This window comes from Salinicoccus albus DSM 19776, from assembly GCF_000385175.1.
Classification (GTDB): Bacteria; Bacillota; Bacilli; order Staphylococcales; family Salinicoccaceae; genus Salinicoccus; species Salinicoccus albus.
Genome location: NZ_ARQJ01000025.1, coordinates 62,154 through 77,426 on the forward strand (window position 1 = coordinate 62,154; position 15,273 = coordinate 77,426).

Sequence of the window (15,273 nt, forward strand, 5' to 3'; positions counted from 1 at the left end):
ATTGCTGAAAAGGAGGAAAAAAGCATGTCAGTATTAACACTTACCGGGCACGACCTGAGCATAGAACGGATGAAATTATTTCTAACGGATAAGGAGAGCACAGTTGAAATATCAGAAAATGCATATGTGAACGTGCGTGCATCCAGGAAAATCGTCGAAGATATTATTGAACATGAAAAGACGATCTACGGCATTACGACCGGTTTTGGTCTGTTTTGCGATGTAATGATTTCAAAAGATAAAACATCCGATCTGCAGGCCAATCTAATCCGTTCCCATTCCTGTGGTGTCGGCGAGCCGTTCGGAGAAAAAACAGTGCTGACGATGATGGTTCTGCGTTTGAATACGCTGCTCAAGGGTTATTCCGGTGTGACTGTTTCTTTAGTTGACCAGCTAAAAACTTTCATCAATGCACGCATTATTCCGAAAGTGCCTGAGCAGGGATCGCTCGGGGCTTCCGGCGACCTTGCGCCGCTGGCCCATATGGCGCTGGCCCTGATCGGAGAAGGCGAAGTGTTCTATAAGGATGCACTGCGCGATTCAAAAACGGTGCTAGATGAATTGGATATTAAGCCCATCACGCTCAAGGCTAAGGAAGGGCTTGCCCTGATCAACGGTACCCAGCCGATGACTGCCCTGGGCGTCATCAATTATATCGAAGCTGAGCAGCTGATGCACAACAGTCTGTGGATTGCTTCACTCACCCATCAGTCACTCAATGGCATCATTGACGCCTATGACGAAAAAGTGCATCTATCGAGAGGCTATCCGGAGCAAGCAGCAGCTGCCAGACAGATGCGCGGGTTTTTGGCAGGCTCGGCACTCACCACCCGTCAAGGGGAAGTCAGGGTCCAGGACGCCTATTCACTGCGCTGCATCCCGCAGGTGCACGGCGCCTCGATGCAGACACTCGCCTACGTGAAGGACAAGATCGAAATCGAGATGAATGCAGCGAATGATAACCCGTTGATATTCGGTGAAGATGAAGTCATTTCAGGCGGAAATTTCCATGGCCAGCCGATAGCCATTGCGATGGATCTGCTTAAAATCGGCACCAGCGAAATTGCAAACATTTCAGAACGCCGTATCGAGCGGCTGGTCAATCCAAGTCTGAATGGTGATTTGCCGGCATTTCTGAGCCCTGAAGAGGGGCTGCAGTCAGGCGCCATGATCCTGCAGTATTCAGCAGCCAGCCTGGTCTCTGAGAATAAAACACTCGCCCACCCCGCCAGCGTGGATTCCATTCCATCTTCAGCAAGCCAGGAAGACCATGTTTCCATGGGGACCATCGCGGCCCGGCATTTGAGAGATATTATTGATAATATGCGCAGCGTCCTGTCCATCGAACTATTCATCGCACTGTCTGCAGTCGAAATCAAAGGGGTCGGCAAACTGTCGCCGAAAACACGCAAGAAATTTGACACCTGCAGAGAGATTGTGGACTTTATAGATCACGATCGCAATTTCAGTAAAGATATTGATAAACTGTCGGAAGAATTAAGAACGATTCACTAAATCCGCTGAATCCAAGGGAGGTTTATCGAAATATTTCAGAACCAGATTGATAAAGTCCTCTGTCAATGGGGACAGGAATCTCTTTTTATCATAAACAAGATATACCGGCCGGTGCGGCGGAGAATCTGAGATTTCACGGATATATACACTGGTTGAATGCAGCGATTGTGCGTATTTCTCAGGAATGACTGCGATACCGAGTTCATTAAGGACAAAATCTGCAACAAAATCAAACCGGCCGATTTCATATTCGATATTGGGGGTAACGCCAATCTTATTGAATGAATTTAAAATGTCCGTTCGGGTCTGGTAACCTTCCTGGGAGATAATCAGCGCTGCGTCCTTTAAATCGATCAGATGAATTTCGGATTTCTCCCTGAGCGGACTGTTCCCGGGAATAACAGCCACCAGTTTTTCCTCATACAGCGGGATGGAAGCAATGCCTTGATCATTGATAAATTGGCTGGTTATCGCTGCATGAACTTCAAAATCATCGAAAGCCTTTTTGATCTCATCGATGCTGAGGATTGGTTCAATTTCGATGAAAACATCCGGATGGATGTCCTTGTAGGATTTGATGACTTGTGCTGTCCAGTACTTGGCGCTTTCGATCAAGCCGATGGATAAATGGGCCGGGCCTCTCTCCTTAAGTTTCAGGGCCGTCTCCCTGACCATGTTGTAATGCATGACCAGCTTGGTGGATTCATCATACAAAAGTCCGCCTTCTTTAGTGAGGGTAATCCGTCTCTGTGAACGGTCGATGAGCTTAAAACCGATCTCATCTTCCAGCCGTCTGATGGATGTGCTCAGGGAGGGCTGTGAAATATGGAGCGCATAAGCGGCAGTCGTAAACGATTCTTTTTCGATGACTGTGACAAAGTGTAACAATTGATTGATCTGCATGGGCTCACCTCTCTTCATACATTAATTTTTAATCTCATTTTAACAGCATCATAGCCAAATGCTATCGATTCATTGTTTATAGGTATTTGTTATTTATGATGTTCCACTCTAAAATAAAAGTATACTCATATTGTAAGCGCTTACTTTATGGATGAGGGGTGGGACACCATGTCATTAGTGACAAAGGAAAAAATGAACGCGCAAAAAGGCAGCAGCATGTGGCGGTTTTTCTTATACAGTGCTATCGGCGTTATCTGCTTTTTCGTCCCCGTAACACTGTTCGACAGCAATTCCATACTGCTTGATCATTTCGTGACACTCGTGACAAATGTCTTCGGCGAACCAATTAAATATTACACTTTATTGGTTATCATGATAGGGACAGTCTATCCATTTATCACAAAGGAATGGAATAGAAGCCTGGTGGATATCGTGATCACCCTTTTCAAAGTACTCGGTGTGGGTGTCGGTGTCATGATCGTGTTTGAAATCGGCCCTGCGTTTGTACTGCGTGAGGATATCGGACCGTTTCTCTATAACTCGCTCGCCATCAATCTGAGTATACTCATACCGGTCGGCGGCGCGGTCTTAGGTCTGCTTGTCGGATATGGTCTGCTGGTCTTCATCGGCGTAATCATGGAGCCGGTTATGAGACCGGTTTTTAAAACACCGGGCAGGTCTGCGATTGATGCTGTGGCTTCATTTGTGGGCAGCTATTCCATTGGCCTGCTAATCACAAACCGTGTATATAAGGATGGACTCTACAGCCGTAAGGAAGCGATGATTATTGCCACCGGTTTTTCCACAGTTTCAGCAACTTTCATGATTGTTATCGGGAGGACGCTGGGACTCATGGATCACTGGAACCTGTTTTTCTGGACGACGCTCATCGTCACCTTTACTGTGACTGCATTGTCGGTCAGAATACCGCCGCTCAGGAACGAGGCGGATTACTATTATAATGGTGAAGATCACTCAGAAAAAGAAGATTTTGAAGGCAATCGTTTTAGATATGCATGGTATAAGGCAAAACAACAATCATTTGAAAGTGAACCGCTCATCAAAAATATCATGAAGAACCTGAGTGATGCTTTTAAAATGACGATGACAGTGGTACCGACCATATTATCCATCGGTCTGTTGGGATTATTCATCGTTGAATATACAGAGATTATTTATTGGATATCTTTCATTTTCTATCCAGTACTGTATATCTTCCCATTGCAGGATGCCCCGTTGCTTGCCGAAGCAGTCACTGTCTCGATCATTGAGATGTTTCTCCCATCCTTACTGGTTGTTGAAGCAGGTATAGAGATTCGGTTTATCACTGCCGTCATTTCGGTATCATGTATCATCTTCTTTTCTGCACTTGTGCCATGCATTTTGGCCACCGATATCAATATGAAGATCTGGAAGATGGTCGCTGTCTGGTTTGTCAGAGCAGTGCTGTCTCTCATCATCATAATTCCAATAACGCTGTTAATATTTTAAAAGGAGTGAGCTGTATGACCAGGAAGATTACTGCTAAAAAGGGTTTGGAGATTGAATGTAAAGGCTGGGAACAGGAAGCGGCTCTGAGGATGCTCTATAACAATCTGGATCCGGAAGTGGCGGAGCGTCCGGAAGAATTGGTTGTCTACGGCGGCATCGGTAAAGCGGCGCGTAACTGGGAGTCTTTTGAAGCGATTGAGAATACGCTGCGCACCTTGGAAAAGGATGAAACGATGCTCGTGCAGTCCGGTAAGCCGGTGGGGGTATTCAAAACGCATGAGGAGGCGCCGAGAGTTTTATTATCCAACTCGGTCCTGGTACCCAAATGGGCCAATTGGGAACACTTTAACGCGCTTGATAAAGAAGGGCTGATGATGTATGGACAGATGACCGCGGGAAGCTGGATTTACATCGGCTCGCAAGGGATTGTCCAGGGCACCTTTGAGACATTTGCAGAACTGGCGAACCAAAATTATAACGGTTCACTTAAAGGGACGATTACACTGACTGCCGGTCTCGGCGGCATGGGCGGTGCCCAGCCGCTAGCTGTGACTATGAACGAAGGAGTGGCAATCTGTGTGGAGGTGGATCCGACAAGAATAGAGAAGCGCATGGAGACGAAATATCTGGATACAAAGGCGGAGACGCTCGATGAAGCTTTGAAGATGGCAGAAGAAGCGCGTGATAAAGGAGAGGCATTGTCGATTGGCCTGCTTGGAAATGCAGCTGAAATTCATCATGAAATTTTAAGACGGTCGTTTAAAATTGACGTGGTGACTGACCAGACATCCGCCCATGACCCGTTGAACGGCTATATACCTGAAGGATACAGCCTTGAAGCAGCCGCAGAACTGCGGGAAGCGGATCCGGTCGAGTATGTCAGGCTGTCATCCCAATCCATGGCGAAGCATGTGGAAGCGATGCTCGCGTACCGGAAAAACGGTTCGGTGGTGTTTGACTACGGCAATAATATCCGCCAAGTGGCGTTTGATGATGGCGTGGATGATGCTTTTGATTTCCCGGGCTTTGTGCCGGCATACATTCGCCCCTTGTTCTGCGAGGGCAAAGGCCCGTTCCGTTTCGCAGCGTTGAGCGGCGATCCGAAAGATATTGAAGTAGCGGATAAGAAGATGCGGGAACTATTCCCAGATAATGAAAAGCTGCTCAGATGGCTGGATATGGCTCAGGACAAAATCGCCTTCCAGGGGCTCCCTTCAAGAATCGCATGGCTCGGTTACGGGGAACGGGCAAAGATGGGACTGGCACTCAATGCGCTCGTGGCGAGCGGTGAAATTTCAGCGCCGGTTGTTATCGGCCGGGATCATCTGGACAGCGGTTCTGTAGCCAGTCCGAATCGTGAAACAGAGAGTATGAAGGACGGCAGTGACGCTGTCGGTGACTGGGCGGTACTGAACGCGCTGGTAAATACTGCTGCCGGCGGTTCATGGATCAGCGTCCACCACGGCGGCGGTGTCGGCATGGGCTATTCCCTGCATGCGGGAATGGTGGTCGTCGCTGACGGCACCGATAATGCAAAACGCCGCCTGGAACGTGTACTGACCAGTGATCCGGGTATGGGAGTAGCGAGGCATGCGGATGCCGGATACAGGACAGCGATTGAAACAGCGCAGGAGAAAGGCGTCAATATACCAATGCTAGGAGAATAAATAATATGAATGATACGGTTGTAAAAAATATCAAATCACTCATCCTGCCAAAGAAAACGGACCAGCCGTTAAAAGGACAAGAGATGGATGAGCTTGAAATTATAGCGGATGCTATGGTGGTCATAGATGAAGGCAAAATCGTATATGCGGGGGCCGTAACAGAGGTGTATGATGCAAAGGAAACAATCGATGCCAAAGGCATGATCGCTTCCCCTGCCCTCGTCGATCCACATACCCACGTCGTGCACGGCGGTTCCCGCGAACATGAGATGTCCCTCAAACGACAGGGGGTGGACTATCTGAAAATACTTGAAAAAGGCGGCGGTATTCTAAATACAGTCGAACAGACTCGAAATGCGAGTCATGAAGCACTATTTGACAAGGCATCTAAGAACATCACCAGGATGATCCAGCATGGCGTGCTGACTGTCGAGAGTAAAAGCGGCTACGGGCTTGACCGGGAAAATGAGCTGAAACAGCTGAAAGTTTCCCGGGAAATACATGAGCGCTTCCCGATTCAGATGCGGCATACGTATCTGGGCCCGCATGCGGTTCCGAAAGGCAGGGATAATGAAGAATTTTTGAACGAGATGATTGAACTTCTGGATGAAGCACAAGACTACGCTGACTTTGCCGATATTTTCTGTGAGACCGGTGTCTTTACCGTCGAACAGTCCAGAAGATATATGGAAGCGGCCAGAAAACGCGGCTTGAAGGTGAAGATCCATGCGGATGAAATAGACCCGCTGGGCGGTCTGGAACTGGCGATGGAACAGAATGCAATCAGCGCCGATCATCTGGTTGCCGCCAGCGAAACCGGCAAGTCAATGCTGAAAGATTCCGATATCGTAGCGGTGCTTCTGCCCGGCACAACGTTCTACCTCGGCAAGGAAAAATTCGCGGATGCCCGGGGCATGCTGGATAATGGCGGGGCCGTCAGTCTCGCCACCGACTACAATCCGGGCAGCTGTGTCACCGACAACCTTCAGATGATTATGGCCATCGCAGCATTGAAGCTTAAAATGACGCCGAATGAAATCTGGAATGCGGTGACGGTCAATGCCGCGCATGCAATCAACGCCGATAAAGGCACACTCACCGAGGGTGATGAAGCAAACCTGGTTCTCTGGGATGCACCGAACCATGAATATATCCCGTATCATTACGGTGTCAATCATGCGCATACTGTTATCGCCGGCGGCAGGACAGTGTATGAGCGCCCAGGTCTCCTGTCATATTAAGCTTTTGAAGTTGCGTTTTATCAGGATTCGTATTAAAATAAAATTAATCAAATATGTTTCGTCAGAAGGAAACAGTAATGACGGCTGGATTTCAGAGAGACCATGGCGGGTGAAAATGGTCAGACAGCTTCATGAATTTCCGTCCTTCATTATCATGGCGGACCGGTACCCATTCCATACCGTTACCAGGTAAAAGATGGTGCTTCTACGCACCGAATTAGGGTGGCAACGCGTATACCACGTCCCTTACACGGGATGTGGTATATTTTTTATTAAAAAAATAAGTAGAAGGAGACTGCAGAGATGCTTGATATCAAAAAGATCAGACATGATAAGGACATTGTTAAAGAGAAGACTGAAAAACGCGGTATAGAGCCGTCAGTGATTGATGATATCCTGGCGCTGGATGAAGAAAGGCGGCAGCTCATACAGGACACTGAGACCCTGAAGAGCAAACGCAACAAAGTGTCGGAACAGATTGCCATTAAAAAGAAGAATAAGGAAGCCGCCGATGACGTCATCGGTGAAATGCGCGAAGTCGGTGACAGAATCAAGGAAATCGACAGCCGGCTCGATGATGTCAATGAAGCGTACGAATACCATATGAGCCGTCTTCCGAACCTGATTCATGATGATGTGCCGGTTGGCAAAGATGACACTGAAAATGTAGAAATCAGACGTCAGGGGGCATCGGTATCATTTGATTTTGAACCAAAGGCGCACTGGGAGCTTCTCGAATCTTTAAAGCTTGCTGATTTCGAACGGGCAGCCAAAGTTTCAGGGGCGCGCTTCGTCTACCATACCGGTGACGGTGCCCGTCTTGAACGTGCTTTGATGAACTTCATGCTGGAAGTCCACAATAAAAATGGCTACAGGGAGATGATGACACCGCAGATCGTAAAAAGCGGCACAATGTACGCCACGGGTCAGCTGCCTAAATTTGAAGAAGATCTTTTTAAAATAGACGGTATGGATATGTATACTATCCCGACATCGGAAGTGACACTCACGAACTATCATATGGATGAAACGCTTTCTGACGATGAGCTGCCGGTGAAATTTACAGCACAGACGGCCTGTTTCAGAAGTGAAGCGGGTTCTGCCGGCAGAGATACGAGAGGCCTCATCCGTCTGCACCAGTTCAATAAAGTCGAAATGGTCCGTCTGGAACGTCCGGAAGATTCATGGGATGCGCTCGAGGAAATGACAGAACATGCAGAGCACATCTTAAATCTGCTTGAGATTCCGCACCGTACAGTACTGCTCTGTACAGGTGATATCGGATTCGGTTCTTCGAAGACCTATGATGTTGAGGTATGGCTGCCAAGCTACAATGATTATAAGGAAATCAGTTCCGTCTCAAACATTACGGATTTCCAGGCGCGTCGCGGAAACATCAAATTCAAGCGGGATAAGGATGCCAAACCTGAATTCCTCCATACACTGAACGGCAGCGGGCTTGCGGTCGGCCGGACGATGGCTGCACTGCTGGAAAACTATCAGAATGATGACGGCTCCGTCACAATTCCTGAAGTGTTAAGACCGTATATGAGTGGTCAGGAAAAGCTTGAAGCGTTATAATAGTAATATTGGATGCTCCTATTCATTTAGGAGCTTTATTTTATGGATGGAGGCGTAGAAATATTGGATAACAAAGTTTCGCTGCTTCAGATGCTGCTTGCCCTCCTGATGGTATTTGTATTTATCACCCTTGCGGATATCAGTATACTGTTCGGAGCATTGATACTTCCATTCTCGGTATACTTTCTCGTGAAACTGAAGCAGCAATCGAACTATCATTTTTGGCTGACTTTTTTCAGCTTTCTTATCCCGGCCATATTTCTATTAACAACGACAATATGGTTATGGTTCATACTGCTGTACATTGTTTCAGTCATTATCGACCGTACTTTGAAACAGGGAGTGTCCCAGGAAGTCACGCTGTTTTATGTGACAGCCGGTATACTGCTCTCTGTATTGGGCGGGCTGAATCTGCTGCAGATGACCGGTGCCATAGAGCCGTTGTCGAATGTATATATGAATTTCCGTGACTGGTATATGGAACAGGTTGAAGCCTACGGCACATTCGCGGCATCACCGATGGATCTTGATGTGGTAAGAGATGCAATGGATCAGATTTTCATCAATCTGCCTGCATACATGGCAGTGATTTCGTTTATCATAGCAGTGTACACAGTATTGATGCTGCGGCTGGTATTAAAGTCCTCTCCCGTAAAACTTTGGGAGTACCGCGCCTTTAAAGATTGGAGCTTCCCCAGATTTATACTATATTTATTTTTAATCGCATTTATAGTATCATTCTTTACAACTGAAGGCACCACTTTCCAGACAACGCTTACGAATATTATAATTGTCCTGGAATGGGTATTATATATTCATGGATTAAGTTTCTCCTATTTCTTCATGAGGGATAAGAAGCTGAATGTTCCGGTATCAATTCTGATACTCATACCTTTAGTGATTCTTAAGCCTTTGACCATGCTTATAGGTGTGATTGAAATGATCTTCAGGATCAGGCTTAATATGGAACTCAAAAGGAAGTGATGACAATGTATAACGTGCTGGACCGAAAAATGATATTCATTCCGTTTGGAATTGCGGCATTCCACATATTTGTCATGAATATCTTCATAATGGCCAACTTCTTTAACACAGGTCTGCTTTTTCTGATTGTCAGCATTATCCTTTTGACACTGCTGTTTATATATCTCAACCGTTCCCTGTCAATCAATGAGATACGTTTTAGACAGATGGTCCAGGATATCGCCGGCAGTAAACAGTATGCCATCGATCATCTGCCCATGGGGCTCATCCTCCTCAACGATGAGGATGAAATCGAATGGATGAATGATTACATCGCAGAGGAAATTTCAACGGATAATCTGAATGAGCCGATTAACAAGCTGTTCCCAAACCTCATGACAACACTGAAGGCAAATAATATACAATCTTCGGAATCATCCTATAACGACAGGCATTATAAAATTTACTGGGATGAAAAACATCAGGCGCTGCATCTGCTGGATATTACAGAACAGCGTATGCGTGAACAGGAGCTGGAAGGTAAAAAACCGGTGATCGGAATTTTATTCCTTGATAACTATGATGATGTCACACAGAATATGAGCGAAGCGCTGAAGAGTGAGCTTAATAACACGATTACCAATACCATCAACAACTGGGCGAACCGCCATCACATATATATCCGGAGATTCTCCCAGGATCGTTTCATCATCGTGCTGAACAGTAAAAGTCTGAAGGACATTGAAGCCACACGCTTCAACCTCCTGGATGAAGTCCGCGATCGCTCGCGGGAACTTGGTGTGCAGATTACACTCAGTATCGGTATTGGCGAAGGTTCAGCCGATTATATCGAAGTCGGGGAACTGGCGCAGTCCAGTCTTGATCTGGCGCTTGGCCGCGGCGGCGACCAGGTGTCCATCAAGGCAGTGAACGGCAACGCGCGATTCTACGGCGGTAAGACCGACCCTATGGAAAAAAGGACCCGTGTCAAAGCGCGTGTCATTTCCCACGCGCTCAGGGATATTCTGCTGGAAGGCGAAAACGTTCTCATCATGGGGCATAAGAACCCGGACATGGACGCCATTGGTTCCTCTATCGGTGTGGCAAGAATTGCCACAATGAACGGCATCGATGCCAACATTGTCCTGAATGATGATGATATTGATGATACCCTCCAGCGCATGATGAATGAAGTGGAAGAGCGGGAAGAGGTCATGAACCTGTTTGTGAGTTCCGAGGATGCTTGGGAGAAGATCACGCCGCAAACGACTGTGGTGGTTGTCGATACACACAGAGCAAGCATGGCGCTGGATGAAGTCATCCTGAACAAAGCCACGCGCAAAGTAGTCATAGACCACCACAGACGTGCAGATGACTTTATATCGAGTCCGATGCTCGTCTATATGGAACCTTACGCATCGAGTGCAAGCGAGCTTGTGGCAGAGCTTCTGGAATATCAGAATAAGCAGCAGAAACTATCGCGTCTTGAAGCGACAATCATGCTGACAGGCATTATTGTGGATACCCGCAACTACACATTGCGGACCGGATCCAGGACGTTTGATGCTGCAAGTTTCTTAAGGAGTAACGGTGCCGATCCGGTACTTGCACAGACATTCCTCAAAGATGATATCGACACGTATATTGCACGCAGTGACCTGATAAAATCCGCTGAAATCCACGATAATGGCATGGCCATTGTCAAGGCGGATCCTTCGATGACTTACCATCCGGTGACCGTGGCGCAGGCAGCTGACCAGCTGCTGCAGATCGAAGGTGTCAAAGCCTCGTTCGTCATTGCAGCAAGAGAAGATGAATCGATCGGTATTTCTGCCCGGTCATTCGGGGAGATTAATGTTCAGGTTGTCATGGAATCCCTTGGCGGGGGCGGTCACCTGTCCAATGCAGCCACGCGTGTGACGGACAGGACGATGGACGAGCTGCATGATGAATTAGTTGAGACAATCGAACAGACACTTGATAACAGGAGTGAAGATGAATGAAAGTAATTTTTCTAACCGACGTTAAGAATAAAGGCAAAAAAGGCGAAGTGAAAGATGTAGCCACCGGCTATGCCCAGAACTATCTTCTCAAGAAGGGGCTGGCTGAAGAAGCAAACGAAGCCAACCTTCAAAAGTTGAAAGAACAGCAGGATGCAGCTGCAGAAGAAGCACGAAAAGAACTGGAAGATGCCAAGGCGCTGAAAGCAGAACTGGAAGAAAAGGAAGTGGAAGTGAAGACGAAAGCCGGTGAAGAAGGCAAGTTATTCGGTTCCGTCAGTTCCAAACAGGTGGTGGATTCATACGAGAAGCAACATGGCATCAAGCTCGACAAACGGAAACTCGATATGTCACAGCCGCTCAAGAGCCTCGGCTATCATAAGATGAGCATAAAACTTCATAAGGAAGTATCAGCAGCACTCAGAGTACATGTTGTTGAACAATAGAGGATAAAGGAGGGGTTGATTTTGGATATCCATCAGCAGATGCCCCACAATATGGAAGCGGAACAATCTGTCCTCGGAGCCATTCTGATCAATCCCGAAATCTTTATATCTACAGCAGAGACACTGGATCCTGAAGATTTCTACAGAAGTGAACACCAGAGTGTATACCGGGCGATGGGTATATTGAGTGAAGGTCATCAGAATATTGACGTTGTCACTCTGATTGATCAGTTAAAAAGCATGGAAGTGCTGAGTTCTGTCGGCGGCCCGCGCTATATTGCTGAATTATCTAACGTTGTACCGACCAGTCGCAACGTTAGTTTTTATGTGAACATCGTCAGCAGATATTCGCTGAAACGGAAGTTGATTCAGACGGCTGAAGAAATTGCCGGTGACGGGTTTTCGGATGAGATTGATATCGAGGATCTGCTGACTGAGGCAGAAGGCAAGATCATGTCAATTTCGGAAAACCGGAGAAATGAAGGTTTCAAATCGATGAAGTCTGTTGTCCATGAAGTTTATGAACAGGTTGAAGCCCGGGCAGGCCAGACGGATAATACAACGGGCATTCCGACAGGTTACCGGGACCTCGATTTCATGACATCGGGATTCAACCGCAATGAGCTGATCATCATCGCTGCCCGCCCTTCGATGGGTAAGACTGCTTTTGCATTGAATATTGCCGGTCATGTCGGCACCTCTGCGGATCAGCAAACCGTTGCCATATTTTCGCTTGAAATGGGCGCAGACCAGCTGGTATCGAGAATGATTTCCAGTCAGGGCATGATTGACGCGACGAAATTGCGACAGGGCAATCTGGGGCACGACGACTGGGATAACTTCACGACAGCAATCGGCAGCCTCGCGGAGTCAAGAATATTTATCGATGATACACCGGGCATCAGAGTCAATGACATCCGTTCTAAATGCATGCGGCTCAAACAGGAGCACGGTCTGGATATGGTGATCATCGATTATCTGCAGCTGATCCAGAGCTCCAGCAACAAGCGCAGTGACAACCGGCAGCAGGAAGTATCCGAGATTTCGAGAATGCTGAAAGCACTTGCCAGGGAGATGAACTGTCCCGTCATTGCTTTGTCCCAGTTATCCAGAAGCGTAGAGTCACGGCAGGATAAGCGTCCGATGATGAGTGACCTTCGTGAATCAGGTTCCATAGAACAGGATGCGGATATCGTTTCATTCCTGTACCGTGAAGATTATTATGTCCGCGGTGACGGCGAGGAAGATGCTGAAGGGGCCCAGAAGCAGCAGGATGAGATAGAAATCATCCTGGCCAAGCACCGGAATGGCCCAACGGGCACCGTTAAACTGATCTTTAATAAATCCTACAGCAGCTTCTTTGACCAGGATAACAGAGGTTACGGGGACGGCTATATTCCACCCGCTTAATTTACGAATGTTTTTATAGTAACTCTATAAAAATGTTCGTATTTTTAATTGCAATATCCCTTCTGTACTGATAGAATGGTGACGTTATTTCAAAGAAAAAATTGGAGGCAATCTCATGTCTGGAACAGTAGTAGTCGGAACACAGTGGGGCGATGAAGGAAAAGGTAAAATCACAGATTTCCTATCTGAGGATGCTGACATTATTGCACGTTTTTCAGGCGGCAACAATGCCGGCCACACAATTCAATTCGGCGGGGAAACCTACAAGCTGCATCTTGTCCCTTCCGGGATTTTTTACGATGATAAGCTGTCCCTTATCGGCAACGGTGTTGTTATTGACCCGCTTTCTCTGATTAAAGAGCTGGATGGATTGATTGAACGCGGTATCTCTGTAGATAATTTAAGAATTTCAAACCGCGCCCAGGTCATTCTCCCCTATCATCTGCTTGAGGATGAACTGGAGGAAGCGGCACGCGGGGATAATAAAATCGGTACAACGAAACGGGGCATCGGTCCCAGCTATGTAGATAAAGTGCAGCGCATCGGCATCCGGATGGCTGACTTGGTTGATGATGAAGCATTCAAACGAAGGCTTGAAGAAAATTTGGAGATAAAAAACCATAAGTTTGAAGCACTCTATGGCAGGGAAGGATTCACATTCGAAGAAATTTATGAACAATACAGAAAAGCAGCAGAGCGTCTGGCACCGTATGTGACAGACACGGCGAAAGTATTGGATGATTCATTCCAGAATAATGGAAAAGTACTATTCGAAGGTGCCCAGGGGGTCATGCTTGACGTCGACCACGGTACTTATCCATTCGTTACATCCAGCAATCCGGTTGCCGGTAATGTGACAGTCGGCTGCGGCGTCGGCCCGGGTTCTGTTAAAAATATCGTTGGCGTATGCAAGGCCTATACATCCAGAGTCGGAGACGGCCCCTTCCCTACTGAACTGTTTGACGCAAACGGAGATCATATCCGTGAAATCGGCCGTGAATATGGAACGACTACCGGACGCCCGAGGCGTGTGGGCTGGTTTGACAGCGTGGTCGTGCGCCACTCCAGACGCGTCAGCGGGATTACTGATCTGTCCCTGAATTCAATTGATGTGCTCAGCGGGCTCGACACAGTTAAAATCTGTACCGCTTATGAAATTGACGGCAAAGAAATTACAGAGTACCCTGCAACACTCGACGCACTTGAACGCGCAAAACCAATCTTCAAAGAACTGCCCGGCTGGAGTGAAGACATTACCAGCGTCACCCGTCTGGAAGATCTTCCGGAAAATGCCCGCAGCTATCTGCATGAAATCGAAAGACTCTGTGACGTCAGCGTCTCCATATTCTCAGTCGGTCCGGACAGGAATCAGACAAATCTCCTGAAAGATTTCTGGGCATAATATAAGCGCTCCGCAGTCAAAAGTCTTGTCCTGTGGAGCGCTTTTTAAATAAACTATATATACAGATTGTTTTTTAGATAGGAAATGATAATTTCAACGGCTTCATCCACCGCCTGTTTTTCCGTGTCGATGACAATCTCAGGATTTTCAGGTGCTTCATATGGTGCATTGATCCCTGTAAATTCCTTGATTTCACCTGCACGTGCTTTTTGGTAAAGTCCTTTTGGATCGCGGGCTTCACATTCATCCAGACTGCATTTTGTGTGTATTTCAATGAACTCTTTGTCTTCCAGGATGCTTCTGACATCGTCGCGGTCTGCCTTGTAGGGGGAGATGAAAGCTGTCATTGTCACAATGCCCGCATCAACCATCAGTTTAGCTACCTCACCGATACGCCGGATATTCTCTTTACGGTCGTCCGGACTGAAACCAAGATTGTTGTTCAGCCCGTGGCGGACATTATCACCATCCAGACGGTACGATTGGATGTGTTGTTCATAAAGGGCTTTCTCGAGCGCAACTGAAAGGGTTGATTTTCCTGATCCGGAAAGTCCTGTGAACCAGATGACGATACTTTTATGATTGTTGCGCGACTGCCTTTGTTTCTTTGTCACTGCTGAATCGTGCCATATAATATTAGTTGAGGTGTTCATT

General features: G+C 47.2%; 12 protein-coding genes. 10 read left to right on the forward strand and 2 right to left on the reverse strand.

What is annotated here, in order from left to right:
- The first annotated feature begins 24 nt into the window (after positions 1–24).
- Positions 25–1,515, forward strand: a complete 1,491-nt coding sequence (gene hutH, locus G343_RS0105580) for a histidine ammonia-lyase (protein WP_020007137.1) — start codon at positions 25–27, stop codon at positions 1,513–1,515.
- Here the strand turns inward: hutH and G343_RS14340 are convergent.
- Positions 1,498–2,418, reverse strand: a complete 921-nt coding sequence (locus G343_RS14340; RefSeq protein WP_020007138.1) for a LysR family transcriptional regulator — start codon at positions 2,416–2,418, stop codon at positions 1,498–1,500. The genes hutH and G343_RS14340 overlap by 18 nt on opposite strands.
- Positions 2,419–2,586: 168 nt before the next feature.
- On the opposite strand from G343_RS14340, the gene G343_RS0105590 reads away from it, so the two are divergent.
- From G343_RS0105590 to G343_RS0105630, 9 genes are all read left to right on the forward strand, one after another.
- A complete protein-coding gene (locus G343_RS0105590) occupies positions 2,587–3,909 on the forward strand; it encodes a YjiH family protein (RefSeq protein WP_020007139.1) in 1,323 nt (440 codons plus the stop codon).
- 14 nt (positions 3,910–3,923) lie between these two features.
- Positions 3,924–5,576 (forward strand): urocanate hydratase, encoded by a 1,653-nt coding sequence (hutU, locus tag G343_RS0105595; RefSeq protein WP_020007140.1) that lies wholly within the window; start codon positions 3,924–3,926, stop codon positions 5,574–5,576.
- Positions 5,577–5,581: 5 nt separating this feature from the next.
- Positions 5,582–6,817, forward strand: coding sequence for an imidazolonepropionase (gene hutI, locus G343_RS0105600; protein WP_020007141.1), 1,236 nt, complete (start codon positions 5,582–5,584; stop codon positions 6,815–6,817).
- Positions 6,818–7,120: 303 nt separating this feature from the next.
- The gene (gene serS, locus G343_RS0105605) at positions 7,121–8,398 is read left to right on the forward strand and encodes a serine--tRNA ligase (RefSeq protein WP_020007142.1); all 1,278 of its coding nucleotides are present in this window, start codon (positions 7,121–7,123) and stop codon (positions 8,396–8,398) included.
- Positions 8,399–8,440: 42 nt separating this feature from the next.
- Positions 8,441–9,382, forward strand: coding sequence for a DUF2232 domain-containing protein (locus G343_RS0105610; protein WP_020007143.1), 942 nt, complete (start codon positions 8,441–8,443; stop codon positions 9,380–9,382).
- A gap of 5 nt (positions 9,383–9,387) precedes the next feature.
- A complete protein-coding gene (locus G343_RS0105615) occupies positions 9,388–11,364 on the forward strand; it encodes a DHH family phosphoesterase (protein WP_020007144.1) in 1,977 nt (658 codons plus the stop codon).
- Positions 11,361–11,807, forward strand: coding sequence for a 50S ribosomal protein L9 (gene rplI / locus G343_RS0105620; protein ID WP_020007145.1), 447 nt, complete (start codon positions 11,361–11,363; stop codon positions 11,805–11,807). Before G343_RS0105615 ends, rplI begins: the two co-directional genes overlap by 4 nt.
- 39 nt (positions 11,808–11,846) lie before the next feature.
- On the forward strand, positions 11,847–13,217 hold the full coding sequence (dnaB, locus tag G343_RS0105625) for a replicative DNA helicase (protein WP_033426549.1): 1,371 nt from the start codon (positions 11,847–11,849) through the stop codon (positions 13,215–13,217).
- A gap of 115 nt (positions 13,218–13,332) precedes the next feature.
- A complete protein-coding gene (locus tag G343_RS0105630; RefSeq protein WP_020007147.1) occupies positions 13,333–14,619 on the forward strand; it encodes an adenylosuccinate synthase in 1,287 nt (428 codons plus the stop codon).
- 53 nt (positions 14,620–14,672) lie between these two features.
- Here the strand turns inward: G343_RS0105630 and cysC are convergent, their stop codons facing one another.
- On the reverse strand, positions 14,673–15,272 hold the full coding sequence (cysC, locus tag G343_RS0105635; protein ID WP_020007148.1) for an adenylyl-sulfate kinase: 600 nt from the start codon (positions 15,270–15,272) through the stop codon (positions 14,673–14,675).
- Between the last annotated feature and the right edge of the window lies 1 nt (position 15,273).

What these genes read in the sequence shown, in the direction of transcription:
- G343_RS14340 (WP_020007138.1), bottom strand. Translation starts at nt 2,418, where the DNA reads ATGCAGATCAATCAATTGTTACACTTTGTCACAGTCATCGAAAAAGAA.
- serS (WP_020007142.1), top strand. Translation starts at nt 7,121, where the DNA reads ATGCTTGATATCAAAAAGATCAGACATGATAAGGACATTGTTAAAGAG.
- G343_RS0105630 (WP_020007147.1), top strand. Translation starts at nt 13,333, where the DNA reads ATGTCTGGAACAGTAGTAGTCGGAACACAGTGGGGCGATGAAGGAAAA.
- hutU (WP_020007140.1), top strand. Translation starts at nt 3,924, where the DNA reads ATGACCAGGAAGATTACTGCTAAAAAGGGTTTGGAGATTGAATGTAAA.
- cysC (WP_020007148.1), bottom strand. Translation starts at nt 15,272, where the DNA reads ATGAACACCTCAACTAATATTATATGGCACGATTCAGCAGTGACAAAG.
- hutH (WP_020007137.1), top strand. Translation starts at nt 25, where the DNA reads ATGTCAGTATTAACACTTACCGGGCACGACCTGAGCATAGAACGGATG.
- G343_RS0105590 (WP_020007139.1), top strand. Translation starts at nt 2,587, where the DNA reads ATGTCATTAGTGACAAAGGAAAAAATGAACGCGCAAAAAGGCAGCAGC.
- G343_RS0105610 (WP_020007143.1), top strand. Translation starts at nt 8,441, where the DNA reads ATGGATGGAGGCGTAGAAATATTGGATAACAAAGTTTCGCTGCTTCAG.
- dnaB (WP_033426549.1), top strand. Translation starts at nt 11,847, where the DNA reads ATGCCCCACAATATGGAAGCGGAACAATCTGTCCTCGGAGCCATTCTG.
- hutI (WP_020007141.1), top strand. Translation starts at nt 5,582, where the DNA reads ATGAATGATACGGTTGTAAAAAATATCAAATCACTCATCCTGCCAAAG.
- G343_RS0105615 (WP_020007144.1), top strand. Translation starts at nt 9,388, where the DNA reads ATGTATAACGTGCTGGACCGAAAAATGATATTCATTCCGTTTGGAATT.
- rplI (WP_020007145.1), top strand. Translation starts at nt 11,361, where the DNA reads ATGAAAGTAATTTTTCTAACCGACGTTAAGAATAAAGGCAAAAAAGGC.